The sequence below is a fragment of the Alteromonas gracilis genome (genome assembly GCF_043642145.1).
Taxonomy (GTDB): domain Bacteria; phylum Pseudomonadota; class Gammaproteobacteria; order Enterobacterales; family Alteromonadaceae; genus Alteromonas; species Alteromonas gracilis_B.
Genome location: NZ_JBHZRZ010000008.1, coordinates 76,758 through 100,114, shown reverse-complemented (window position 1 = coordinate 100,114; position 23,357 = coordinate 76,758). Strand labels below are relative to the sequence as shown.

Below are 23,357 nucleotides of genomic sequence, written 5' to 3'. Positions count from 1 at the left end.
CCGGCGCTTAAACCGCAGCGCACACCCGTGTTCCTTGGTCGATAGCACGTTTTGCATCAAGTTCAAGTGCTTCATCAGCACCTCCAATTAGGTGATACGGCATTTTCAAACCTTCAACAATATCGCGCATAGGCTCTTGGCCTGCACAAATGATGATGTTATCTACAGGCAGTACTTGGCTGTTGCCCTCTACGGTAATATGTAGGCCTTCGTCATCAATTTTGTCGTAGCTAACCCCAGGGATCATTGTTACGCCTTTTGCTAATAGGCCTACTCTGTGCGCCCAACCCGTGGTCTTGCCTAAGCCAGCACCCACTTTAGTGGTTTTACGCTGCAGCAAGAAAATCTCACGAGGCGATGGCTCTGGCTGTGGTTTAACCCCTTCAATTCCCGCGCGCGCCGAGAAGGTCATATCGATGCCCCACTCTTTCATAAACGCTGGAATATCTTGGCTTGGCGTTTCCTTACCATGAGATAAATACTCAGCCGTATCAAAGCCAATGCCACCCGCCCCGATGATAGCGACTTTGTTACCCACTGGCTTTTTCTCTTTCAGTACTTCAATGTAAGTCAGTACTTTTTCATGCTCAATACCTTCAATGGCTGGTGTACGCGGCTTAATGCCTGTTGCAATCATAACCTCATCGAAACCTTCGTCGTTCAGTGCAGCAGCATCAACGTAGGTGTTCAGTTTAAGCGTAATATTTTTGTGAAGCTCAATTTGGCGTTTGAAATAGCGCAGTGTTTCGTAAAACTCCTCTTTTCCAGGAATTTGTTTTGCAATATTAAATTGACCACCAATTTCGCTAGACGCATCGTAAATCACCACATCGTGACCGCGCTGGGCAGACGTTACTGCCGCCGCTAATCCGGCTGGGCCAGCCCCCACAACTGCAACGCGCTTTTTGGTTTCAGCAGGTTTTACGTTAATTTCCAGTTCGTGACAGGCACGAGGGTTAACTAGGCAGCTGGTCATCTTCCCGTTAAATACATGGTCAAGACACGCTTGGTTACAGCCAATGCAGGTGTTAATTTCATCAGCTTTGTTTTGCTGCGCTTTGCGCACAAAATCTGGGTCAGCCAAAAATGGACGCGCCATCGACACCATGTCTGCATCACCACGAGAAAGCACTTCCTCGGCCACTTCAGGCGTATTAATGCGGTTTGACGTAATAACCGGAATTGAAAGCGCCTCGCGGAATTTCGCGGTTACCCAAGTAAATGCGGCGCGCGGAACCTTGGTAGCAATAGTAGGAATACGTGCTTCGTGCCAACCAATCCCTGTATTGATGATAGTGGCACCGGCTTTTTCAATTTCTTTACCAAGTTGCACTACTTCATCATACGTCGAGCCACCTTCTACAAGGTCGAGCATAGACAAACGATAAATGATGATGAAATTTTTGCCTACGGCTTCGCGCACTCGGCGCACTACTTCAATTGGCAAGCGAATTCGGTTTTCATACTCACCGCCCCATTCGTCGTCGCGGTGGTTGGTACGCTTGGCAATAAATTGATTTAAGAAATACCCTTCAGATCCCATTATTTCAACGCCATCGTACCCTGCGCGTTGCGCTTGGGTAGACGCGGTAATGAAATCTTGAACCTGCTTTTCAATTTCTTGGGCTTCTAGCGCTTTAGGCTTAAAGGGGTTAATTGGTGCTTGAACCGCTGATGGTGCTACCAGTTTAGGGCTGTAAGCATAGCGACCTGTATGCAGTATTTGCATACAAATTTTACCACCTGCAATATGCACCGCGTCTGTCACTTCTTTGTGATTATTAACCGCTTCGTCTGTGTCTAAACGAAAGGTAGACGGATGGGTAGCACCTTCCTCGTTCGGCCCAATACCGCCTGTTACGATAAGGCCTACACCGCCTCTGGCGCGCTCGCCATAAAAAGCCGCCATGCGTTTATGGCCGTCTGGTAATTCTTCCAAACCCGTATGCATTGAGCCCATCAGCACGCGGTTTTTAAGGGTGGTAAAGCCTAAATCTAGAGGCCTAAATAGATGAGGATATACGGGATGATCGGTAACGGTCTGATTCATGATACATTCCTGGAATACGTAGTGGCTGGGTAAAGCCGTTAAAATGCCTGTTCATGTGTTTTTGAGTAATACTTTACGAAACACTGTTTTCTTTTAAATTTTAATTCTTACGTTTCACCTGCGTGCGCGCTCTCAATTTGCTTTGCCCCAATACAGCAATTGCTTTTAAACGTGCACACGCTTAAACGTAAGCATATGAATTCATTTTCTTAATAGCTGGGTGCAAAGGTGGATAGTCTGGCAGCGATTTTGTTTTCTGCGCTTCCATAGCTTTAAACACGTCTTCCATTTGGAACATGCCCGCTTGCCATGTCGCCATGAAATTCAAGCTTTCCCCCACCGTATGTTCTACCGCGTAATTAATCATAGTCTTGGTGCCTGAAACCGCTAGCGGCGAATTCATCGAAATCTGCTGGGCTATTTTCATAACGGCGTCCAGCATTGAAGCTTGGTCATCGAATACCTGGTTCACGAAACCAAGCTGCTGCGCTTCTTGTGCACCAAAATTACGACCCGTATACGCAAGCTCTTTCACAATGCCAATAGGTATAAGCTTTGGCAGTCGCTGTAGTGTACCCACGTCGGCTGTCATACCCAGTTGGGTTTCTTTAATCGTGAAAAAGGCATCTTGTGTGCAGTAACGCATGTCGCACGCACTAAGTAGGTCAACCGCACCGCCTATCGCACCACCTTGTACGGCACCAATAACAGGCATACGCGCCTGCTCAATTGCCGTAAAGCTGTCTTGCAGCAGCATTACCATGCGGCGCATGCGTTCAGCTCTGCGCGATGGGTCGCCTTTGAAATCTTCTTTCATGTTCAAAAACACCGATAAATCCATACCGGCTGAGAAATGCTTACCCGTTGACGAGATAACGATAACCCGTGCTTTGGCTTCATCATCTATTTCACGGATGGCCGCTGGCAGCTCCGTCCAAAATTCTGGGATCATGCTGTTCATTGCATCAGGGCGATTAAGTACTACGTGAGCTATGTGCCCCTCTTGTTTTACTTCTAATGTAGAGTACTTCATGGTTTGCGCTGTCTCCTTGGGCTGTTCCTGTTAACAAATTTGCAAACTAGACAGCGTCAAGATAAAAGGCTATGTTGACACTGTCAAGATAAAACGTAATCTATTCATCTCAATTGTGAAAACGGAAACCTTCGGTATATGGCTAATGCAGTACAAAGCTATCATCACGGCGACTTGCGCAGTGCGCTTATAGAAGCGGCGACCGCACGCTTATCTGAGCATGGCGTTGATAGTTTATCCCTTCGAAAGCTGGCGGAAGACGCTGGTGTATCACGTACCGCGCCGTACCATCACTTTAAGGATAAGAGTGCACTGTTAAGCGCAATAGCAGCGAAGGGGTTTAGCGATTGGCATACCACAGCAAGGCGTATCTTTGAGCAAGAAGAAAAAACACCGCAGGCGCGTTTTCGTGAGTTCGTGCACGAATACATTGGTTACGCCGCCGACAACCCAGAAATGTACGAATTGATGTTCGGTCGCACCATTTGGCAAAACCAAGCGGCTACTAACGACCTAAAAGACGTTGCATTCCCCTGCTTCCAGTTTCAAGTCACTATGACGCGCTATTGGCAAACAAAAGGACTGCTGCCCAACAATCAAGACGCCCTTCGACTAGCGCAAGTTACGTGGGGCACGCTACACGGCATTGCCAGATTACTTATAGATGGTATTTACGCCGACAGCAGCCACATTGAAGAAATGTGCGACTGTGCGGCAGACTTATTCATGCAAAAGCAGGCTTAAAGAAAAATTACTCAAACGTGAGAGCAAAGACGTGCATAAAAAAGCGAGACTACGTCTCGCTAACTATCTAGGTATGTCTAACTAAGCTTCTCTAACTTAAGCTACGCTGATGCAGCATTCGCTACTGAAACAGGCTGCCCTTCGTGAGAGGCTTTAATAAATTCCGCAGCACGCTCTGCAATCATAACGGTAGGTGCGTTGGTGTTGCCACCGATTAAGCTTGGCATTACTGAGGCATCTACCACTCGAAGCCCTGCGATACCTCTTACGCGTAGTTGATTATCAACCACCGCCATTTCGTCATCATCACTGCCCATTTTGCATGTACCAATGGGGTGATAGATGGTTTCAGCGCGTTCGCGCAGAAACTCGAGTATTTCCTCGTCAGTTTGTGCGTCTTCTCCAGGGTATAACTCACTGCCTTCAAACTTATTAAAGTCAGGGGCTGAGAGTAATTTGCGGGCAATACGCACCCCTTCAATCATAACTTGTTGGTCTTCTTCTGCTGACAGATAATTAGGGTCAATCAACGCCTGATCAGCAGGATGGTTACTTTGAAGCGTTATTGTGCCTCGGCTTTTCGGATACAAACAGCAAACGTGTAGGCCATAACCGTAACCAAAAGCAAGCTGTCTTCCATGGTCGTTAAGAATTGCGGGAAGAAAGTGGAACTGAATATCTGGGCCGTGCTTCGCTAGACTAGAACTAACAAAACCGCCTGCTTCGGCAATATTGGATGAAAAAATGCCTTTACGCTTAAACGCATAATCTGCCGTTGCTTTGATATACGAAGGCAGAGCGCCAAATGCCACCGCATAACCTTCTCTTGCTTTACACGTAAACTGCACTATTGCATCAAGGTGGTCTTGCAAATTTTGACCTACACCCGGTAAGTCCTGCTGAACAAAAATACCCTTCTCTTCTAGTTCAGCCCTAGGGCCAATTCCCGAAAGCATAAGCAGTTGAGGAGAGTTTATTGCACCACCACACAGAATGACTTCGCTTTTTGCGAAATACCGATTTACCGTGCCTTTTTCTCGCACCTGAACGCCTATGGCGCGCCCCTCTTTCAGCAACACTTTTTCCGCAGCGACTTTTGTAAGTACGGTTAAATTATTCCGATGTTTGGCCTGCGTTAAATACCCTTTTGCGGTTGAGCAGCGCTGCCCGTTAGCCTGAGTAACATGGTAGTAACCAAGCCCTTCTCTTTCGTCTCGATTAAAGTCGTCAAGCTGTTGATAGCCAGCGAAGGATGCGGAGTTAACAAATGCTTCAGAGAGCACGCTAGTATGCCTTAACTTACTAACATTTAGCGGGCCGCCAGTGCCGTGGTATTCATCGGCCCCTTCTTCGAAATTCTCTGCCCGTTTAAAGTAGGGCAGCACGTCGTCAAACGACCAACCTTCAGCGCCTTCTTCATTTGCCCATCGATCATAGTCTTCTTTTTGCCCGCGAATGTAGCACATCGCGTTTACCGAACTGCTTCCGCCAAGGGTTTTGCCACGAGGCCAAAACAGCTCCCTGTCGTACATTTCCTTTTGGGGGGCGGTGTGATACCCCCAACCTATGCCTTCAAATCGACTGAGCAATGACAACCCAAATGGAATGTGGATAAGCGGGTTTGTATCCTTAGAGCCAGCTTCTAAAAGCAAAATATCTAACGCTGGGTTTTCGGATAGGCGTGTAGCAAGCACAGCACCGGCCGAACCACCACCTACAATGATGTAATCATATTTGCTGAGTACTTCGCTCATTTCGCCAACTCCTTAAGGAAAAACAATCTAAATGTTAATAAAACGTTGTGGTATGACCAGATTACCAAACAAATCTTCAATGAGAAAAGACTTAAATTGTAAGATTTAAAAAATCTAATAATCCTGATAACTTAAGTCACATGTTAGTATAACTTTTACCTTAAATAGATAACAGCGAGCCACCGCCTAAAACCGTTTAGGCTAAGAATAAATTGTGCGCAATAACCTATCATTTAAAGACAAATGCAAAATCTACCTAGCACAATGGCTTGTGAAGTGGGGCAAGCTAACGCATGACGATTTTACACGGCAAGAATTGCAGAGCCTGATAAAAGATAGCTTTCCTTACACATTTACCTTTGAGATTCCCGTGGGAACGGGAACAGTAACCGTTCTGGAAGGTAACATTACCCTAGACAGTGAAAACAACTGTATTGGACTACAGTGCCTTGCTTCGCTTAACATTGAAGTAGCAGCCACCACCATTTATCGTGCCCATGTTGTCTTTAACTTAACCGCATCGCCTTACTACGATAAAAATACGAGCACGCTTTATTTAACGAAGTTATCGACAGAAAGCGTGACGCTAGTTAACGATGATTATGCGTTAATTAAAGATACCCAGTTTTTACTCACTCGATTTTTCCCTAAAAGCGTAAACTCTTTATTTGGCGGCCCGCTTAAATCTGCGCTATCACTATTTAGCGCGGGTACATCTGATATCGCCGCAGACTACTTGAAACTATATCTTTCGGGTTCAAAGCAAGCTGTTTTGGACTATCACACACCGCAAATTCATAACGCGATAAAAAAACAAATCACTCAAGAGGATTTAAGCCACACCATGCGCCAAGACCAGTGGCGCGAGGCGCTTTTCTCACAAATTGGCCAGAACGTGCGCGTAGAAGAAGACGTTCTGCGCTTTTATCTTCGCGAGTAATACGTTGGCCTTTAATAGCATTAAAAGCCAACGGGGACTTTTAATGGTCTGAAACAATAGACACAGGAACGGTATCCACCTGCTCACCAATATCTTCGATATTTAACCTTGGGTCATCGACACTGGCCTCTAGCATATCAAACGCCTCTTTAACGTATCTTGCTAACGGCTGCAGCGACTCAATATTTTTGTTACAGCACACTAACCCCACATTAGCCGTACCGGCATAAGTCATTAGCGTAATATTTACGCCCCCGCCCGGTGTCATTGTAGAGATGGGATAACAGGCTAGTAATTCAGCATCTTTTAAATAACGGGTATCTTTTGGTCCAGGTACGTTAGAAATAAGTATGTTGGCAATTGGCTTTACTACACTAGATAGTCTCAACCATTCGAAGACTAAAGCGAGAGATTGAATAACAATGGTGTAGCCACTAAACGCTGCGGGTCGAGCATGCTGTGCTGCGTGCTTTACAATACGGTGGTTCACCACAATTTGACGCAAGCGAAGATAAGGGTCAGTTTCGCCGTGAGCCAGTTGCACAGGCACTATGGCAATTTTATTGCCGGTCGTTTTCTCGCCTGGCTTGCGCAAGTTTATTGGCATGTTTGTAAACAATGCCTTCTTAAAAACTTGGCCGTGATTTTGAAGTAGCTTGTGTACACCTATATCAAACGCACAAAGCAAAACTTCATTGGCGGTAGAACGTGTACGTCGCGCTAACGCTTTTACACGTGTGAAGTCTAAATCCATGGTAGCAACCGCCCTGCCCGCTTTCACTTGCCCGGTCAGTACGGTTTTTGTGCCAGTGAAAGGTATGGGCATATAATGCGGGTTAACGCGCAAAATCTTCATAAAAATACGAACAAAGATGACCAGCAAATCAAATGCCGTCTTTAGCGCGTAACCCACGCCTACCAAGCGTTTATAGAAGCTGACAGGTTCTGACCGCTTATTTCTCAGGCGCTTCACCGCCCAAACAGGCGTAAATTTCGTTTCGTGTGAATGCGGCACATAGCCCGCTTGAAACCACCGCACTAAGGTCGCGCCGTCTCCGTACATATGATGCACCCGCGCGTATATCGCAAACGTATCGCTCATGTCATCGAATATAAAGTGGTATTGCCACAAAGGCTTGTCGGGATCTAGACGCGACGCATGAAGCCGCGCCACAAAAGCGTCCAATGCCTCTCGGTTGGTGACATCAGCAACGCGGTGAATTTGTACGTGATAGTCCATATTAAGCTTTTTAACAGGTACAAACCCCACCGGGTAACCCAACACTGTTTTAACCGCACAATTAAAAGGCGATGTCGCACGTGCAAAACTTCTTATTTCCTTAAACAAGTCGGGCACATAGTTAGTGCTTTTAGCCCCTTTGGGTATAGCAAGCAGCTGTAAACAGGCAACGTGTTTCGGGTTTTCATCTGATTCTGTTATCCAAAATGACTTATCTAAGAAACTGAGCGTTTTTGCCATTTTTATTCCTTTAAGCGAAGTCGAGGGGTGATTGGGATGAGACTTCTCTCACAAAATCGTGAGAGTGCAGCATTTGTTCTAATTGTTGTTTCTGTTCATCGGACAGCGCCAATCTAGGAAGCACACTTACCATCATAAGCGACAGCGCATGATAGCGCTGCATAGCGCTATCCATATGACTGTTTAATTCATCGAACTGACAAGATTGCGTAATTATTAACGATATTAAATCGACCAAAAGCGCCCTATCCGCTTTTTCAGCAACAAGAATCTCTCGTTGCGACAATGAGTCGAAAAGGAAGGCTAATTGTTTATTAAGGCTAGAGAGAATATTCTGCCTTGGACGCACTATATTCGGATACTTTTCTGCCAAATCTGCGGGGCTGCGGTAGAAAAATCGAAAAATGTGAATACTATCGATTAGCAAGTACAAGTAATACATGATTTCTTCTGGATGAAGCGTATCGAGCTTTTCTCTATTCAGCAACTTTTGCATTTGCTGCTCGTGCATTTTCATTAACGCGCTAACAAGGCTATCTTTGCCTTTGAAGTGGTAGTATAGATTACCAGGGCTAATATCTAGCTCAACCGCAATATCAACACTGGTTACCGTGTTTTCTCCGTGTTCGTTGAACAATGTGAGCGCTGTTAGTAATATTTTTTGCGCGGTTTTCATAATGTAGTCCAATCCTTTGTCTATGGTGTGCAATGCTAGCTTTGCTTTTTTAACACTTCTACATAAACACCAAATAGAGCTGGGTTATACCTGCTACCATACCTAAAATAGCGCCCGTAACGATGAGCTTCCACTCATCCTGCTGATAAGCTGGGCGCAACACGCCTTCAAACTCTTCAACACTCAGCGCCTGCATTCTCTCGCTTAAGTCATGCCCAATCTGCAGCGCATTATTGGCATAATCAAATGCATACAGCAGGTATTTGTCTGAATTATCGAAAATTTGACGAACTGCAAGGGCTTTCATCTTATGGTAATTTTCTGACCCCACGCCCAATGCAAAGTACGGCTGGGCAATAGCCACATAACGCTCTATGGCGTCGTTAACATGGAGTTCTATTAATTCTAATAGCTGTGCTGAGCCTGAGCCGTGCAAGATAACGTGGGTAATGTTTTTGGGCGTGATCAACTTCTCTTCGATGATATTCGAATATACCTCGGACACTTCCTTTTGCCGCTTTAAAAACATTCCCTGAACCGTAATGGGGCCCAGTTTTCTAGGGCGTTTAGGCTCAAAAATGATTTTGATTGCAATCCAGTTGGTTGCATACCCAACAAGTAATCCGCCCAGTGGCAGTATCCACCACACTTGGTAGAAGTACCAAAACAGCATAGTGGGTAGGCCAAATAAGAACCCGAAATAAAAGCCTGAACGAACAATAAATGGGAATTCTTTGCTACCAGCCGTCAGAAATATTTCGTTTATGAGCTCTGGCGAATTGACCAGCTGCTCTACCACTAGTTCTTTGATATCTAAGATTTCAGAGACGTTATGTTGGAAGTCATCCACCATTTTGTGAACAACGTTGGGAATGTCGTTTTCTATGCGCTGATAAACCAAGTTCTTCCCCTGAACGGGAAGTGCTGCCCACAGCTGCGGTGCAGACTCTGCCATAACATCGTTAACTACTTTGCGAACAACTTGGCCTAAACGCCGCTCTATTGCTTTAGTTAACTCGTCAGCATCCAGACGTTGAGCTAATTCCTCTACACTAAGCAACTTGCCCAAAACCAGCTCCACCTCAATTTCAGCCATTTGGCGGCGCTTCGCAGGAATAAGCCCCTGCCATCCAAGGAAAGGTTTAATACCAACAAATTCAATAGGGTAAAACATCATTTTCACCGCCAGATAGTTGGTTAGCCATCCAACAATAGCGCTGATCAAAGGAATTGATAGCAGACTTAGCGTTTCAAAGTTCCATTCCATACTACAAGCAAGGGGTCCTAATTATTATTTTCTTACTCAGGCTACTGAGTGCTTATGAAATGGTCAATGTAAAAATGACATTACTGCTAATTATTGATTGAAAACAATCAAATGAAAATTTAGACGTGAGAGAATATTACTGTGTTATATGAATCCAAGTGTAGTGGTTTGAAAGTATTAGGTAGTGAATTCTAAATTTAACTCATACACTCATTTTTAGTATGGGATGTTTTTTCGACTTGATCATATCTAAGCAAAACGTCGGCAGTACGAGCGTTACAGTGTAGCGAATAAATTCAGGGCTTGTTCTGCATGTAAAGAACAAGCAGCTCTCAGGCAATCAAAGTGGGTAATCGTCATGGCAGTATTCGATTTGCGGTTAAAAAAGCTTGAACATGATATTCAGCATGCAAGTAATTATGATGAATATGAAGCGGCATGTTTAGCACACGACGTAATCTCAGGAGCTGAAGAGTGGAAAGCAAACGATGTTAGCGACGACTACGACTACAAATTGATTCGCAAACGTGTTCAACGCATGCAAATTGCTAGGGGAAAAGGCGACCTGCATGCTCTCATGTCGATATTGCACGAAGGCCTGCACGGTAATTTAGGTAATATTGCAAACCCCGTTTTGCAACTTCAATGTAAAATTGGGACCAAGTATTTAATAGAACAGTTTATTGATGAAGTTATTCTAGCGTTAGAGCAAATTTACCACGCGGACGAGCAAAACGTAGACTTTTACGAAAAGTTGTCGTTTTTTGAAGAAACTGCCCATGCGTTCGGTCGCAGTTGCCTCATGCTATCCGGCGGCGCAGGCTTAGGTTTTTTCCATGCAGGGGTTGTAAAGTCGCTGAATGAAAAGAAACTGCTACCTACTGTTGTCTCTGGCTCAAGCGCAGGGTCAATTATTGCTGCCATGCTAGGCACACGCAATCACGACCAATTGCTTGAGGCCCTAAGCGCTGAATTTATTTACGAAACCTTTAAACACTGGCGTAGTTTTGCAGGGCTAGGAAAAAAAGGGCTGTTCGATAGCTCTGTACTCGAAAATGCCCTTATTGAGCTGTTCGACCTGACCACCTTTGAAGAAGCTTTCAAGAAAACGGGTCGCCATATAACCGTAACCGTTTCACCGGCCGATTTGCATCAGCATTCTCGTTTGCTAAATGCCAAGACGTCTCCTAATGCCATTATTACACAGGCTGTTCGCGCTTCATGTGCAGTACCTGTTATTTTTAGTCCAGTACAATTACGAGCGAAAACGCCTGCTGGCGAAGTGGTCCCCTATATTCCTAACCGTCGATTTGCTGATGGTTCGTTAATGGCCGACTTACCTTTCGATCGATTGGCTAGGCTTTATGGCGTTAACCACAGCATCGTAAGCCAAACTAACCCCTTAGCCGTGCCCTTTATTTCATCGAATCGAACTGACCCTAATTCGATATGGGACATGTCGGCACGACACTTGGGTCAGTTGGCTAAATCTAACAGTATATTCGCCTTCGATATCATTGAACGTTTAACGGGAAACAAAAGCGCCAAGCTAGCTATTCACAAGGTACGTTCTATCATTGATCAGCAATACGTGGGTAACATTAATATCTTACCTGAGCGCCAAATCAGAAATTTGTCGCAGGTGTTGTCAAACCCAACCCAAAACAGCATTGAAAAGTTAATTAATAGTGGCGAGCGGGCATCATGGCCCCAATTAGACGTTATAAAAAGAAATACCAAAATTAGTGAAAAATTGCGGTATCATTTAGGCCAATTGAAAAAACGTGAGGCAATTGAGCTAGGCCACGTTGTCGGATAGCGTGTGCAGCTTAGTTTGTCTCGAATTGCTAAAATCAATCTAAAAGCAATTCGCAGCATCATTTGAAAGGATAACGGTGAGCTCACAAAGCCAAAACCCCGATAGCATTTACACGCAGCAAGTAAAAAATCTCATTAACATGATATATCCTCAAGAATCTGGCTATGGTTCGGTTTTTGAGGATGCAAGTCACTATTTTTCTCTTACACCTTCTCTTGAGAAACACACTGAAGACTTAAAGGTTCAGCTTAAAAAAATTGAAGGGAAAAAGAATAAGGAAACCCTTGCTGAACAACTTGCCAAGCAAATAAAAAATAATAAAGAAAAGCTTGAAGAAGAGCGGCTTGCAAGGCTTGAGCGTCTTGATGCAGTAAGTACAAAAATAATCGAACTTTGCGAAGGCGAAAACTGGCAGGAAACGCAGCATCTAAGTGCAAAACTGTTAGGTACGATAATGCTGCTTACACGAGGACCCGAAGGTAATTTCGCCCGTGTACACACACGATTTAAACCGTTGTATAAAGCCGTTCTTACCTTACGCTTGGTTGATCGATTGCTACAGCATGACACCATCGCCCACAAATACTTGTCAAAGTATCGCGAGGCGGCATCGCGTTTTCGCGGTAACCGTTATTGGCGAGAGAAATGGAAAATGGAGCTAGGGCGTCCCCTGATTACTGCCGCACTTCTCCAAGATATTGGCTTACAGAGCCCTGCAGCAATTACTATCTTGCGTGGTGAGAACGGCGATTTAGATGAGTTTCGATTACTTGAGGTGTCTCAACGAAAAGACCTACTTAAGCTTAACTATCATTTTACGCTGAAGTATATGTCAGATGGTCTCGGTATACCGAACTACATTGGTAACAATAAAGAAGAAAGAGACAGATTTGTGCAAGCGCACAAAGAAGCCAGTGCGTTTTTACAACAGTTGGTGAAGGATGCGTTTATTTCAAAAACTGGGTTAGGAGAAATTTTAAAAATTCCTCAGATCTACGTGTCTATTGTGCTTTCCACAAAATCAGACTACTCGCGAATTAGCTTACCCAAAGGGTATATGTTGATTGAACAACTTGCGAAAAAAGGCAGTTTAAACAAACAGCTGGCACAAGACTTTATTGATTTAGTGGGGTATTTTCCGCAAGGGTTTGGCATCACATTTATTCCAGTCAATGAAAAAGGTCAGGAAAAAGATCAGTTTGAGTGCGCAATCGTATCAGGGCTTAATCCAACGAATCCAGCAGAGCCACTGTGCAAAATAGTAACTAGAAATCAAAAGTATATTAGCAGTGGCGTTCAGGAAGTTATTCCAAAAAGTCGAAACCTCTATTTTCCAGCGAACAGAAAGAAATTAATGCGTATTGGTAGAGAAAGGCTTACTGAAATCATGAGCCAGCTCTCGAGCAACTTTACACCCGATGCCCTTGACGAATTGGTACCGAGTTTCTGGGAACCGTTCGACTTCTTTGGCTTTAAAAAGCACCAGAACTTATGGACTAAGAACAAATAAAGAAAAGGCAAGCCATAGGCTTGCCTTTTTACTTCTGTTCCAGCGTATTCTTTATTCTAACGTGCGTTTAATCGTCTTTTTTGTTTGAGGTTGACGTCTTCGCGCTTGAGCCACTGTCATCTTTCACTGCTGACGCCTTAGCTGTCGATGTTTTTCTTGTCGAAGTTTTTGTACTGGCACTTTGTCCAGCCTTGCTCGCGGTGCTTTGCTTGGTAGCACTACTCGTTTTTGAAGCGGCAGACTGAGCGTTAGTTTTCGCTGTGCTGGCTTTGCGAGTGCGAGTAGCGGTAGTGCGCTTCACAGCAGGCTTCACATCTTCTTTGGTTGCTGCGCCTTTTGCCTCGGGATCGCCGGCTTTAGCTTTATTCGCCGCATTTTTTTCCGCTGTTTTACTTGCTTCAGCCGCTTTTTGGGCCGCTTCTTTTGCAGCTAACAATGCAACTTGTTCAACTAGTAAGTCTACTTTCGCATTCAACACTTCAAGCTGATGTTCTTTTTGCTGGCGCTTTTGGCCACCTGAAAGAAGGGAAAAAAGCGGTGTTGAAGTCACTAATTTCTGCGCCGTATCAACAATAGCAAAAGGATTAAGCGTGCGTCTTAACTCGCCCTCAACTTCTAAGCCTTTGACCTGCATTGCGTTAATGGTTTCATGAGTTTCATCAATCTTCTGGCTTACTACACCAGCGGCATGATCTAACTTTGCAGACAGTAAATCAGAGCCAGCATACAACCAACCAAACAATGGTGATGATTTAAGTGTGGAGGATTTAGTACCATTTAGCACTGAAGCGTCGCTGTTAAGTGTAGAAACAGGCTCGGTATTAGGAATATTTTTGTTGCTCATAACGCCTCCAGTAAGGAGATTTACAAAGTATGACAGTATTACAGACCACAACGTATCGCCTGTAGGTCCTTGCTAGAAACAGCTCTACTGTCACTCAAATGCACTGTCGTTTTTACCTATCTCTGTCGAGGTAAAGCAAAAAATGCGCATTGGGCACCAAATCGGTGCCCGGCGGGAGCAGTGTTTTATTTGCTAGCAGCTAGCTTAGCCACGGCTTCTGTCAATGCATCGATTTTAGCTGAAAGCTCTTCAATGCGCTGATCTGCTGGCTCTGAATCAAGACCAAGCTTTTTACGCACGTCAGCCACACGATTTTCAACATCGTTTGTCGTAGATTTAAACTTGCTCTTTGCATCATCTTCAAGGGTTTCGCCTTTAGTCACTAGCTCGTCGAACATCTTGTTCGCTTCTTCGCTTAGCTTTTCGTAACGACCCTGTGCCTCTTCAACGCTTTTACCATAAGCGCCTAGGCCTGCTAACCAAATTTTACGTGCCATTTCTTCAGCTTCGTTTATTTTGCCTTTAATAGTGTCTTTAGTCGTCATGTTCAGCTCCTATGAATTGCTAATTTAAAGTGTATTTCAACACCATGACTACACTTTACGCCTAACAATTAGAAACCGCATACTAAAAACACAAAAAAATAAAAAGCCCGGGTAATTGCTTATTACTCGAGCTTAAATAGCGTGCACTTTTTTCGCGTTTAAGTAGCTTCAGTTACAGCGGAACTCCCGCTAAGTGAAACACAAACGCGTATTCAAGCGCAGTAGACTCGAAACGCTTGAAGCGGCCTGAAGCCCCACCATGACCCGCTTCCATATCTGTCTTAAATAAAAGCAGGTTGTCATTAGTCTTGTATTCTCTTAGCTTTGCTACCCACTTCATCGGCTCAAAATACTGAACTTGAGAATCGTGAAGGCCTGTTGTAACTAACATATGCGGGTAGTCTTTTGCTTCTATTTGGTCGTAAGGCGAATAGGAAAGCATGTATTCAAACTCAGCTTTGTTTGCCGGGTTGCCCCACTCAGTGTACTCTCCGGTGGTTAATGGAATAGACGCATCGCTCATTGTAGTAACAACATCAACAAAAGGGACATGAGCACTTACGCCCTGATAAAGTTCAGGCGCCATGTTAACCACTGCCCCCATCAGTAAGCCCCCTGCACTGCCGCCCATAGCGAAAACTCGATCTTCATCAGCGTACTGTTTGGCAACTAGGCCTTTCGATACATCGATAAAGTCGGTAAAGGTGTTTACTTTCTGGTGCATTTTGCCGTTTTCGTACCATTCACGGCCTAACATTTGACCACCGCGGATATGTGCAATTGCAACGACGAACCCTCTATCTATTAATGAAAGCCAACTACTTCTAAACGTGGGTTCTATTGTTGCTCCGTATGAACCATAGGCGTATTGGTAAAGCGGGTTTGTTCCGTCTTTCTTGAACTTATCTTTGCGGTATACCAAGGATACCGGCACCATGGTACCGTCTCGCGCTTCAATCATAACGCGCTCAGATTCGTAAGCTGAAGAATCGAACGTGTCAGACACGCGAGTTTGTTTCATCACTTCACTTTCAAGGGTATCTAAATTGATATCTACGATAGAGCCTGGCGTAGTCAACGAGCTGTAGTAAATTCTAAGCTTATTTGTATCCATTTCTGGATTGGCGGTAAAATAGGCACCGTAAATAGGATCTTGAGTTGGTATAACTTTCTCTTCATTCGAGGTTAGGTTGTGAACCACCATACGCAGCATGCCGTTTTCTTTTTCTTTTACCACTAGATGATTTTTCATCACCTCTATGCTTTGAAGAAAAACGTCAGGACGATGCGGAACGACTTCTTGCCATTTAGATACATCGTTAGTGGCATCTAGCGGCGCTTTCATCACTCTAAAGTTTTTAGCATCAATGTTGGTTAAGACAAAATAACCATCTTGTGCTTTCGCCACACTATATTCTTGGCCGTCTTCAATCGGCAGAAAAACATTGGTTGGCGATGTAGGGTTGTTAGCATCAATTAACGTAACGCCCGTTTTTTCTGTGTTGTTGTGGTGAATGTAAATTACGCTGTCATCTTTACTTTTACTAATGTAAGTATAAAAAGTAGGGTCGCTTTCTTCGTAAACAAGCACGTCATCGCTTTGCGAAGTGCCAAGCTTGTGGCGATAAACTTGATAGCCTAACAATGTTTGCGGGTCTTTCTTTACATAAAATAAATGCGTATTGTCATTCGCCCACACCACTCTTCCCGACGTGCCTTCTAATACATCGCCAAGTTTCTCTTCATTCTCAAGATTTTTAACGTAAATAGTATAAATGCGTCGACTTAAGGTATCTTCTGAATACGCAAGCAACGTGTTGTCGCTACTTACCGCATAGCTACCGATACTGAAATAATCGTGTCCTTCAGACATGAGGTTTGCATCAAGTAACACTTGTGGTTCTGCGTCAAGCGCAGGCTTTCTTAAATAAATTGGATATTCATTTTCGCCTGAGTAACTTGTGTAATACCAGTAGCCATTGTCTAGCACAGGTACTGTAGAATCATCTTTCTCAATTCGAGACACCAGTTCTTCAAAAAGTGATTCTCGGGTGCTCTTAAGAGGGGCAAGCACAGTTTCCACGTAGCTGTTTTCTTGCTCCAAGTGGGCCAAAATCTCTTTGTCGGTACGAGAGTCGTCGCGCATCCAGTAATAGTTGTCGTTACGGGTAACACCATGGGCCGTCATTTTATACGGCACTTTTTTCGCCTCTGGAGCGTTTGTTTGAGTATTTAGCATAATAGATGATGCAGCACTTTTGGCTACTTCTTGAGGAGTTTCGGTTTTGTTTTCGACGCTACAGCCAGACACAAGGCCACCTGCTGCAAGTGCTATCCATAAATATTTCATTATTTTTCCCAATTTTTGCACTTTTATTAATGCGTTAAAAAAGCATCAGTTCGTTCGCCAAAAAGGATTCTCACAAACGTCTGAGATGAATAACGCGGTGCTTACTAGAATATTGAGTATATCTAATTGAAAGTTGGGGTCTAGCGCTTGCCGCTAAGTAACGTGAACGCTATAGCCTAAAAAGTGTTACAAGTTATGTGATGATTGAGTCTTTGCGTAAAGGTAACTACGCCCAGCGAGCGGACATAAAAAACGCCGCACTCATTTATATGAGCGCGGCGTTTTATTTGATTCGTTTGATGTCGCTGTTAGGTAACCAATGAAAAAGCTAGTCTACTAAATCTTTAGGCATTTCATCGCGAATAGCCTGCCACACCTTTCCACTCTCTATACCGTATTTTCTGACAACAACAGGAACGCGGTCGTATTCCCCTTTTTCTGCTACGTCGAGTAAGTCGGCATAATACTTATTTGCAACATCTCTAGCTTGTTGATGCGAGAAGAAATACCCACCAATACGAGAGTAAAGGCCGCGGAAACCGTTCATCATTAAAACAAAAACATTGTTGTTAGAGGCTAATGCTAAATCGTGCGACATTTGGTAGTCGAACTGCGCAAACGCCATGCCTTCCTGTTCCACATCTTTATATCGAGCAATAATTGCAGCAGATTCTTGAGGATTGTTTCGAATCGCGCCTCGAATGAAAACCGCACTTAGGTTTGTGCGCGCTGCTAGCAAGTTATCGACAAGTTCTGGAATACCCTCTTGGTCGAGGCGAGCAAGAGTTTCTAAGATATTCAACCCGCACGTTTCCCAGAAATTATTTACTTTGGTCGGCTTGCCGTGTTGAATGGTTAACCAGCCATCACGGGCTAAGCGCTGAAGCACTTCACGTAATGTGGTTCGCGTAACACCAATTAACTCAGAAAGCTCTCTTTCTGCAGGCAAAATGGTGCCAGGTGGAAATCGTCCACTCCAAATAGATTCAACAATATATTCTTCGGCGAATCCAGCTGGACTCTGTGCCTTATAAATCATAACTTATCGCCTGCACGTTATTGTTATTCTGCAACTGATTGTACCAGATGCTGTTTTATTATCACAATGAAATATGCCTCGTCCACCCAAGCTTTTAACAACTTGTTAAAAATTAAGTATTATTTCAAACACTCTTTTAGACCTAGTTGTGCATTTTATGCTCGATATGGAGGGCTTTTCCTAATTTAATGATAACTATCACAAAAAAAGTGATAAATATTCAGTGACTTTCATATGGTGGGGTCTGTGAATTGCTTTCTCAAGACGTTAATATCATGTACGCTTAATTTCCGACTATAATGACATCAGTATAACAACGGTTAGGCGAATTTAATCGCATAACACCAGCTGTTTAAGTATGCAATTACCGGAACTACACAGTATAAAGATGCGCAAGAATGCGTGCTTTGTTGTAAAAGGAACAGGAACTCATGCAAACCTCAATGATCGCGGCGATCTATAAGAACTTCCTGGGACACGCGCCCGACTGGTATAAAAAAACCATTATTGCCTTTCTCATTGTTAATCCCATCATCTTTATGGTGGATCCATACATTGCTGGTTGGACACTTGTTATCCAATTCATCTTTACCTTAGCCATGGCACTGAAGTGTTATCCACTTCAACCGGGCGGTCTTCTTCTTATAGAAGCGATGTTTATTGGGATGACATCTCCCGGTCATATGATGCATGAAATTGAAGTTAATCTAGAGGTACTTCTACTGCTTGTGTTCATGGTTGCGGGTATCTATTTTATGAAAGACCTGCTCATGTACTTATTCACGAAGCTCGTGATAAAGGTGCGAAACAAGTTAATTCTTTCACTTTCGTTTATCTTCGCTTCCGCGTTCTTGTCTGCATTCCTCGATGCTTTAACAGTGGTAGCAGTTATCATTAGCGTGGGTTTGGGTTTCTACTCTATTTATCACAAAGTAGCATCAGGTAAAGAATTTCACTCTGACCATGACCACACAAGCGACGATGAACTAGGTAGCCACGATTTAGAAGATTTCAGAGCCTTCTTAAGAAACCTTATGATGCATTCAGCTGTAGGTACTGCATTAGGTGGCGTTATGACCATGGTAGGTGAACCACAGAACCTTATCATTGCCGATAAAGCTGGATGGGATTTTGTCGAATTCTTTATTCGTATGGCTCCCGTATCAATACCGGTTTTCATATTTGGTTTACTAACCACTGTGATTTTAGAAAAAACCGGAATGTTCTCGTACGGCGCGAAATTACCCTCTGCGGTAAGACAAATTCTAGTCGATTACAACGAACATATGGACAAGGGCCGCAGCAAGCGTGAAACCGCTAAACTTGTGGTTCAAGCCCTTATTGGAATTTGGTTGATTGTAGGCCTTGCTACACATATGGCGTCAGTTGGCCTAATTGGCTTGTCTGTTATTGTACTTGCAACGTCAATGAGTGGTGTAATTGAAGAGCACGCGCTTGGGAAAGCATTTGAAGAAGCACTGCCATTTACCGCACTACTTTGCGTATTCTTTGGTGTAGTAGCCGTCATCATTGACCAAGGCCTATTCCAACCCGTTATCCATTGGGTATTGTCTTTTGAAGGCGAAACACAAATGGTTATGTTCTATCTAGCGAACGGCGTGCTTTCCATGGTGAGTGACAACGTATTCGTTGGCTCGGTATACATCACAGAAGTGACTGCGGCGCTTCAGGCTGGTCAAATTACCCGTGAGCAATACGACATGCTTGCGGTAGCAATTAATACAGGTACGAACTTACCTAGTGTTGCAACGCCAAATGGTCAAGCAGCGTTCTTGTTCTTACTTACCTCAGCTATTGCTCCGCTACTACGCTTGTCTTACGGGCGCATGGTCATGATGGCTCTGCCTTACACGGTAGTGCTTACCATTGTTGGTCTGCTAGCAACTTATTTAGGCCTTGCCGATGCAACTCAGATTTTGTACGACATGCACCTAATTGAGCACCACACCGCTGTTGAAGTGGGTACACAAGCTTTAGGCCACTAGTATATGCGCAACATTATTCACGGCATTAGCCAGTGGGCAGAGCACAAGTCTTCGTGGCTTGTGCTTTTTGCTACGTCTTTGGCCCTTGAAATTGCTGCTTTATACTTTCAGTACGGCATGGGTTTAAAGCCATGCATAATGTGCATATATCAGCGAACCGCCATGTATGGCATTGTTTTATCTGCCCTGATTGTTATGATTAAAAACAACGGCTTCACTCGAATGATTGGCTTTGCAGGCTGGGCTGTATCTGCGGGTTGGGGGTTCCTCATAGCCAAAGAACATGTGGGCATTCTAAACGCTGCAAACCCGTTTTTTGCAAGCTGTGAAATAGTGCCTAACTTCCCCTCGTGGCTACAGCTTCATGAGTGGCTACCTGCTATTTTCGCCGCTGAGGGCGACTGTTTGGAAGACTCTTGGCAGTTTATGTCAATGGGAATGGCTGAGTGGATGCAAATTATTTTTGCTGCTTACTTCGCTGTATTCGCAATTGTATTTGCCTGTCGATTGTTAGATAAGAAACCCTTTTGATCGACTTATCCATTTTACCCTCTCGCCTTCCTCCTATTCATACCGAGCAAGGCCCTATTTCTATTCAGCGCATTGCAGATAAACACTGTAATGCGCTGTGTGAAGCGGGTCAGCAATCTATTCATCATGTAAAACCTTGGTTTGGTTCATCGGTGTGCCCTGTTACTCCTGCTTTAGCAAAGCAATGTATAACCAGCATGGAAAAGGCGCGGGAAACGGGCTATGGCTTAACCTACTTGCTCATTCACAACGATAAATGCCTTGGCATGGGAATTATCAATTACATCCACCACACGCATTTAACGGCGAATCTTGGCTATTGGCTAAGGCCAGATGCATGCGGCAAAGGTTTAGCAACCGCAATATGTGAAGCATTAAAAAAGCTCGCTTTTTCACAGATGAATTTGCATAGACTAGAGTGTTTTGTTGAGCCTAATAATAAGGCGAGCATACGAGTAGCAGAAAGAATAGGTGGGCTTAAAGAAGGCCTATGCCGCAAACGCGTATTTGGGCGCGACGCTTTGCTCTACGCCATTGTAAGTGAAGTTTAACGCACAATTAGTGCGTTAATCTAAATCTTCTAAAGGCCAAAGGGCAATATAATCTTCAAAATTGTTGAGATCGACATCGGTCTCAAATACGGTTTTGTTTCGCACCGACATCCCTTTTGCATGCATAACATGCTTTTTCCCTTTGTTGAGCAAAGGGTGCCACGACGGTATCCCCCTTCCCTCGTATAGGCGTCGATATGTGCAGCTGTTTGGCATAAAGAAAATATCTTTAAGGTTCTCTTTGGTCAGCTTTACGCAGTCAGGAACTAGCTCTGTGCGTCTTTCATATTGCGTACACTCACACTTTTTCGTGTTTAAATACGAACACACAATATTGGTGTAGTGAATTTTCTCGTTGTCGTTAATGTGGTCAGTAACTTCGTACTCTTCAACTGCATCATCATCGATAAATTTCTGCAAACAGCATTTGCCGCAGCCATCACAAAGTGACTCCCATTCCTTTTGGGTCATTTCCTCCAAGGATTTAGTTTCCCAAAATGCAACTGTCATTGTGCAACAACCTCTGTATTCACGTCTAAATGAGTGTCTAGCGACGCTACAACCGTGTCACCAGGACATAACTCACCTACCCCTTTCGGCGTACCCGTTAAGACTACATCACCGCTATCTAACGTAAATATAGATGACATATGAGCAATAAGTGGAATGATTTTGTGCAGCATGAGCTCTGTATGCCCTTGCTGCCTTACCTTGCCGTTAATGCTAAGAGTAAAGTGCAAGTCTTCAAGGTCTTCCACCGTTTCAATAGGTACAAAACCTGAAAGCGGTGCACTGTTATCGAAAGACTTAGCTCTTTCCCACGGTTGGCCTTGTTTTTTAAGCGCAGCTTGCACGTCACGAAGCGTCAGATCAAGCCCCAAACCAATGCCCCATATTGCCGATTTCACCTCGTCCACACTGGCATTTTTCAATGAGGATTTAAGCAATACAGATACTTCGAGTTCGTTATGACACTCACCTTTGTCAGTAGGCACAGCAATTGGTTCGTGCATGTGACATATTGCTGCCGCTGGCTTCATAAACAGTAAAGGCGCTTCAGACACTGTGGCGTTCATTTCTTGAATATGGTCAAGGTAATTACGACCAATGCATACCACTTTGCTTACAGGCAGTGGTATGACATTTCCTTGCATATCAACATGACGATATGTCATTAGTGACCTCTCTTTATACGCTCTGACAAATAGCCTACCGAAACACCAAAATACGAGGATCGGTTCCACTTCATCAGCGTGTGAAAATTGTTATAAACTAAGTAAATACGGCCTTTCTCGCCATCAGGCATAATCAGCGATGCTTTCACATCAACATTGGGTAAATCGCTGCCGTTGTAACGTTTTACGCCGTTGGAATGCCAGAACGACAGTGGATTCATATTGGCCTTTGAAAGGCCTGAAACTGGCACGGTTTGCGTAAGAATGACTTGCCGCCCCCACGTGCCTTCACTATCCCAGCCTTCAGATGACAAGTAGTTCGCAATGGAAGCAAAGACGTCGGCTTTTGTGCCCCAAATGTCTTTTCGCCCATCGCCATCATGATCTACGGCATAGTTAAGAAAAGAAATGGGCATGAACTGGGTTTGCCCCATGGCACCAGCCCATGAGCCTTTTAATGCATCAACGCTGGTGTGGCCTTCGTCTAATATTTGAAGTGCGGCAAAGAAGTTGTCTTTGAATAGCTTTTCCCTTCGTCCTTCGTAGGCCAACGATGCAAGCGCAGATAACACGCTAAAATTGCCCTGAATTTTTCCAAAGTTAGACTCGTTGCCCCAAAGCGCCACAATAAATCTAGCCTGAACACCATATTCCTTTGCGATTTCTTCCAGCAGTGTTTTGTGCTCGTTGTATTGTGCAACCGCTTGTTTAACCTTCCAATCGGGTACGCGAGTGGCAAGGTAGTCATCAAGCGTTATTTTTTTCTCAGGCTGATTTTTATCCGACTTCACCACGGTAGGTCTAAACGTAATATCTGCAAAAGCTTTATCAAGTTTGCCTTTGTCTAAACCCTTTTCAATCGCCTCTTTTTTAAGCCTTACCACGTAGGCGTTAAACCCTTCTTCGGATAACGCGGTATCTGTATCGCCTTGTGCACTAGCGTACTGAGATAGTGAAAACGCCAATGCAACATTTGCAAGTATCACTATAATTCGGCGTTTGCTGACCACTGAAACTCGGTTTAAAACGCAATTAACTGCATG

General features: G+C 44.2%; 20 protein-coding genes. 7 read left to right on the top strand and 13 right to left on the bottom strand.

Translation table 11 applies throughout. The annotated features are described in order from the left end of the window. Nucleotides 1-7: 7 nt before the first annotated feature. Nucleotides 8-2,050: an oxidoreductase gene (locus ACHUFN_RS15000; RefSeq protein WP_394223244.1), complete on the bottom strand. Its 2,043-nt coding sequence runs from the start codon at nt 2,048-2,050 to the stop codon at nt 8-10. A gap of 181 nt (nt 2,051-2,231) precedes the next feature. Next, on the bottom strand, nt 2,232-3,083 hold the full coding sequence (locus ACHUFN_RS14995) for a crotonase/enoyl-CoA hydratase family protein (RefSeq protein WP_394223243.1): 852 nt from the start codon (nt 3,081-3,083) through the stop codon (nt 2,232-2,234). A 138-nt stretch (nt 3,084-3,221) separates the two neighbouring features. Between ACHUFN_RS14995 and ACHUFN_RS14990 the strand changes: the two genes are divergently transcribed. Further along, entirely contained in the window at nt 3,222-3,827 is a 606-nt protein-coding gene (locus tag ACHUFN_RS14990) for a TetR/AcrR family transcriptional regulator (RefSeq protein ID WP_394223242.1), read from the top strand. Nucleotides 3,828-3,928: 101 nt separating this feature from the next. On the opposite strand, the gene ACHUFN_RS14985 is transcribed toward ACHUFN_RS14990, so the two are convergent. Beyond that, on the bottom strand, nt 3,929-5,581 hold the full coding sequence (locus ACHUFN_RS14985; protein ID WP_394223240.1) for a GMC family oxidoreductase: 1,653 nt from the start codon (nt 5,579-5,581) through the stop codon (nt 3,929-3,931). A 214-nt stretch (nt 5,582-5,795) separates the two neighbouring features. On the opposite strand from ACHUFN_RS14985, the gene ACHUFN_RS14980 reads away from it, so the two are divergent. After that, the gene (locus ACHUFN_RS14980) at nt 5,796-6,521 is read left to right on the top strand and encodes a DUF1439 domain-containing protein (RefSeq protein WP_394223239.1); all 726 of its coding nucleotides are present in this window, start codon (nt 5,796-5,798) and stop codon (nt 6,519-6,521) included. A 40-nt stretch (nt 6,522-6,561) separates the two neighbouring features. Here ACHUFN_RS14980 and ACHUFN_RS14975 read toward each other — a convergent pair whose 3' ends face one another. From ACHUFN_RS14975 to ACHUFN_RS14965, 3 genes are read right to left on the bottom strand one after another with little or no spacing between them, the layout of a single operon-like run. Then, nucleotides 6,562-8,001 carry a wax ester/triacylglycerol synthase domain-containing protein gene (locus ACHUFN_RS14975; protein ID WP_394223238.1) on the bottom strand — a complete coding sequence of 480 codons (1,440 nt, stop codon included), beginning with the start codon at nt 7,999-8,001 and terminating at the stop codon, nt 6,562-6,564. 10 nt (nt 8,002-8,011) lie between these two features. After that, nucleotides 8,012-8,677, bottom strand: a complete 666-nt coding sequence (locus ACHUFN_RS14970; protein WP_394223237.1) for a TetR/AcrR family transcriptional regulator — start codon at nt 8,675-8,677, stop codon at nt 8,012-8,014. A 58-nt stretch (nt 8,678-8,735) separates the two neighbouring features. Further along, nucleotides 8,736-9,944 (bottom strand): DUF445 domain-containing protein, encoded by a 1,209-nt coding sequence (locus ACHUFN_RS14965; protein WP_394223236.1) that lies wholly within the window; start codon nt 9,942-9,944, stop codon nt 8,736-8,738. Between the two features lie 358 nt (nt 9,945-10,302). Here ACHUFN_RS14965 and ACHUFN_RS14960 point away from each other — a divergent pair, with 358 nt between their 5' ends. Together ACHUFN_RS14960 and ACHUFN_RS14955 are read left to right on the top strand one after the other, a co-directional pair. Continuing rightward, entirely contained in the window at nt 10,303-11,763 is a 1,461-nt protein-coding gene (locus ACHUFN_RS14960) for a DUF3336 domain-containing protein (protein WP_394223235.1), read from the top strand. A 76-nt stretch (nt 11,764-11,839) separates the two neighbouring features. Continuing rightward, complete coding sequence (locus tag ACHUFN_RS14955; RefSeq protein ID WP_394223234.1) at nt 11,840-13,273, top strand: hypothetical protein; 1,434 nt, start codon at nt 11,840-11,842, stop codon at nt 13,271-13,273. A gap of 67 nt (nt 13,274-13,340) precedes the next feature. Here the strand turns inward: ACHUFN_RS14955 and ACHUFN_RS14950 are convergent, their stop codons facing one another. The 4 genes from ACHUFN_RS14950 to fadR form a co-directional block, all read right to left on the bottom strand. Next, a complete protein-coding gene (locus tag ACHUFN_RS14950) occupies nt 13,341-14,117 on the bottom strand; it encodes a hypothetical protein (RefSeq protein ID WP_394223233.1) in 777 nt (258 codons plus the stop codon). Nucleotides 14,118-14,302: 185 nt separating this feature from the next. Next, nucleotides 14,303-14,662 (bottom strand): phasin-related domain-containing protein, encoded by a 360-nt coding sequence (locus ACHUFN_RS14945; RefSeq protein WP_394223232.1) that lies wholly within the window; start codon nt 14,660-14,662, stop codon nt 14,303-14,305. A 172-nt stretch (nt 14,663-14,834) separates the two neighbouring features. Beyond that, the gene (locus ACHUFN_RS14940) at nt 14,835-17,012 is read right to left on the bottom strand and encodes a S9 family peptidase (RefSeq protein ID WP_394223231.1); all 2,178 of its coding nucleotides are present in this window, start codon (nt 17,010-17,012) and stop codon (nt 14,835-14,837) included. A 328-nt stretch (nt 17,013-17,340) separates the two neighbouring features. Beyond that, complete coding sequence (gene fadR / locus ACHUFN_RS14935; protein ID WP_394223230.1) at nt 17,341-18,051, bottom strand: fatty acid metabolism transcriptional regulator FadR; 711 nt, start codon at nt 18,049-18,051, stop codon at nt 17,341-17,343. A gap of 431 nt (nt 18,052-18,482) precedes the next feature. On the opposite strand from fadR, the gene nhaB reads away from it, so the two are divergent. Genes nhaB through ACHUFN_RS14920 form a run of 3 tightly spaced genes read left to right on the top strand, consistent with a single transcriptional unit; the run spans nt 18,483 to nt 21,139 of the window. Further along, nucleotides 18,483-20,057: a sodium/proton antiporter NhaB gene (nhaB, locus tag ACHUFN_RS14930; RefSeq protein WP_394223229.1), complete on the top strand. Its 1,575-nt coding sequence runs from the start codon at nt 18,483-18,485 to the stop codon at nt 20,055-20,057. A gap of 3 nt (nt 20,058-20,060) precedes the next feature. Beyond that, nucleotides 20,061-20,588, top strand: coding sequence for a disulfide bond formation protein DsbB (gene dsbB, locus ACHUFN_RS14925; protein WP_394223228.1), 528 nt, complete (start codon nt 20,061-20,063; stop codon nt 20,586-20,588). Next, entirely contained in the window at nt 20,585-21,139 is a 555-nt protein-coding gene (locus tag ACHUFN_RS14920; RefSeq protein WP_394223227.1) for a GNAT family N-acetyltransferase, read from the top strand. Before dsbB ends, ACHUFN_RS14920 begins: the two co-directional genes overlap by 4 nt. Before the next feature lie 15 nt (nt 21,140-21,154). Here ACHUFN_RS14920 and ACHUFN_RS14915 read toward each other — a convergent pair whose 3' ends face one another. From ACHUFN_RS14915 to ACHUFN_RS14905, 3 genes are read right to left on the bottom strand one after another with little or no spacing between them, the layout of a single operon-like run. Then, nucleotides 21,155-21,649, bottom strand: a complete 495-nt coding sequence (locus ACHUFN_RS14915) for a YcgN family cysteine cluster protein (protein WP_394223226.1) — start codon at nt 21,647-21,649, stop codon at nt 21,155-21,157. Further along, entirely contained in the window at nt 21,646-22,314 is a 669-nt protein-coding gene (locus ACHUFN_RS14910; protein WP_394223225.1) for a fumarylacetoacetate hydrolase family protein, read from the bottom strand. The genes ACHUFN_RS14915 and ACHUFN_RS14910 overlap by 4 nt, the downstream gene beginning before the upstream one ends. Then, nucleotides 22,314-23,300, bottom strand: coding sequence for a lytic murein transglycosylase (locus ACHUFN_RS14905; RefSeq protein ID WP_394223224.1), 987 nt, complete (start codon nt 23,298-23,300; stop codon nt 22,314-22,316). The genes ACHUFN_RS14910 and ACHUFN_RS14905 overlap by 1 nt, the downstream gene beginning before the upstream one ends. Nucleotides 23,301-23,357: the final 57 nt, after the last annotated feature.

What these genes read in the sequence shown, in the direction of transcription:
- ACHUFN_RS14970 (WP_394223237.1), bottom strand. Translation starts at nt 8,677, where the DNA reads ATGAAAACCGCGCAAAAAATATTACTAACAGCGCTCACATTGTTCAAC.
- ACHUFN_RS14985 (WP_394223240.1), bottom strand. Translation starts at nt 5,581, where the DNA reads ATGAGCGAAGTACTCAGCAAATATGATTACATCATTGTAGGTGGTGGT.
- ACHUFN_RS14965 (WP_394223236.1), bottom strand. Translation starts at nt 9,944, where the DNA reads ATGGAATGGAACTTTGAAACGCTAAGTCTGCTATCAATTCCTTTGATC.
- ACHUFN_RS14950 (WP_394223233.1), bottom strand. Translation starts at nt 14,117, where the DNA reads ATGAGCAACAAAAATATTCCTAATACCGAGCCTGTTTCTACACTTAAC.
- fadR (WP_394223230.1), bottom strand. Translation starts at nt 18,051, where the DNA reads ATGATTTATAAGGCACAGAGTCCAGCTGGATTCGCCGAAGAATATATT.
- ACHUFN_RS14990 (WP_394223242.1), top strand. Translation starts at nt 3,222, where the DNA reads ATGGCTAATGCAGTACAAAGCTATCATCACGGCGACTTGCGCAGTGCG.
- ACHUFN_RS14915 (WP_394223226.1), bottom strand. Translation starts at nt 21,649, where the DNA reads ATGACAGTTGCATTTTGGGAAACTAAATCCTTGGAGGAAATGACCCAA.
- ACHUFN_RS14975 (WP_394223238.1), bottom strand. Translation starts at nt 8,001, where the DNA reads ATGGCAAAAACGCTCAGTTTCTTAGATAAGTCATTTTGGATAACAGAA.
- ACHUFN_RS14940 (WP_394223231.1), bottom strand. Translation starts at nt 17,012, where the DNA reads ATGAAATATTTATGGATAGCACTTGCAGCAGGTGGCCTTGTGTCTGGC.
- ACHUFN_RS15000 (WP_394223244.1), bottom strand. Translation starts at nt 2,050, where the DNA reads ATGAATCAGACCGTTACCGATCATCCCGTATATCCTCATCTATTTAGG.
- dsbB (WP_394223228.1), top strand. Translation starts at nt 20,061, where the DNA reads ATGCGCAACATTATTCACGGCATTAGCCAGTGGGCAGAGCACAAGTCT.
- nhaB (WP_394223229.1), top strand. Translation starts at nt 18,483, where the DNA reads ATGCAAACCTCAATGATCGCGGCGATCTATAAGAACTTCCTGGGACAC.
- ACHUFN_RS14960 (WP_394223235.1), top strand. Translation starts at nt 10,303, where the DNA reads ATGGCAGTATTCGATTTGCGGTTAAAAAAGCTTGAACATGATATTCAG.
- ACHUFN_RS14995 (WP_394223243.1), bottom strand. Translation starts at nt 3,083, where the DNA reads ATGAAGTACTCTACATTAGAAGTAAAACAAGAGGGGCACATAGCTCAC.
- ACHUFN_RS14910 (WP_394223225.1), bottom strand. Translation starts at nt 22,314, where the DNA reads ATGACATATCGTCATGTTGATATGCAAGGAAATGTCATACCACTGCCT.
- ACHUFN_RS14945 (WP_394223232.1), bottom strand. Translation starts at nt 14,662, where the DNA reads ATGACGACTAAAGACACTATTAAAGGCAAAATAAACGAAGCTGAAGAA.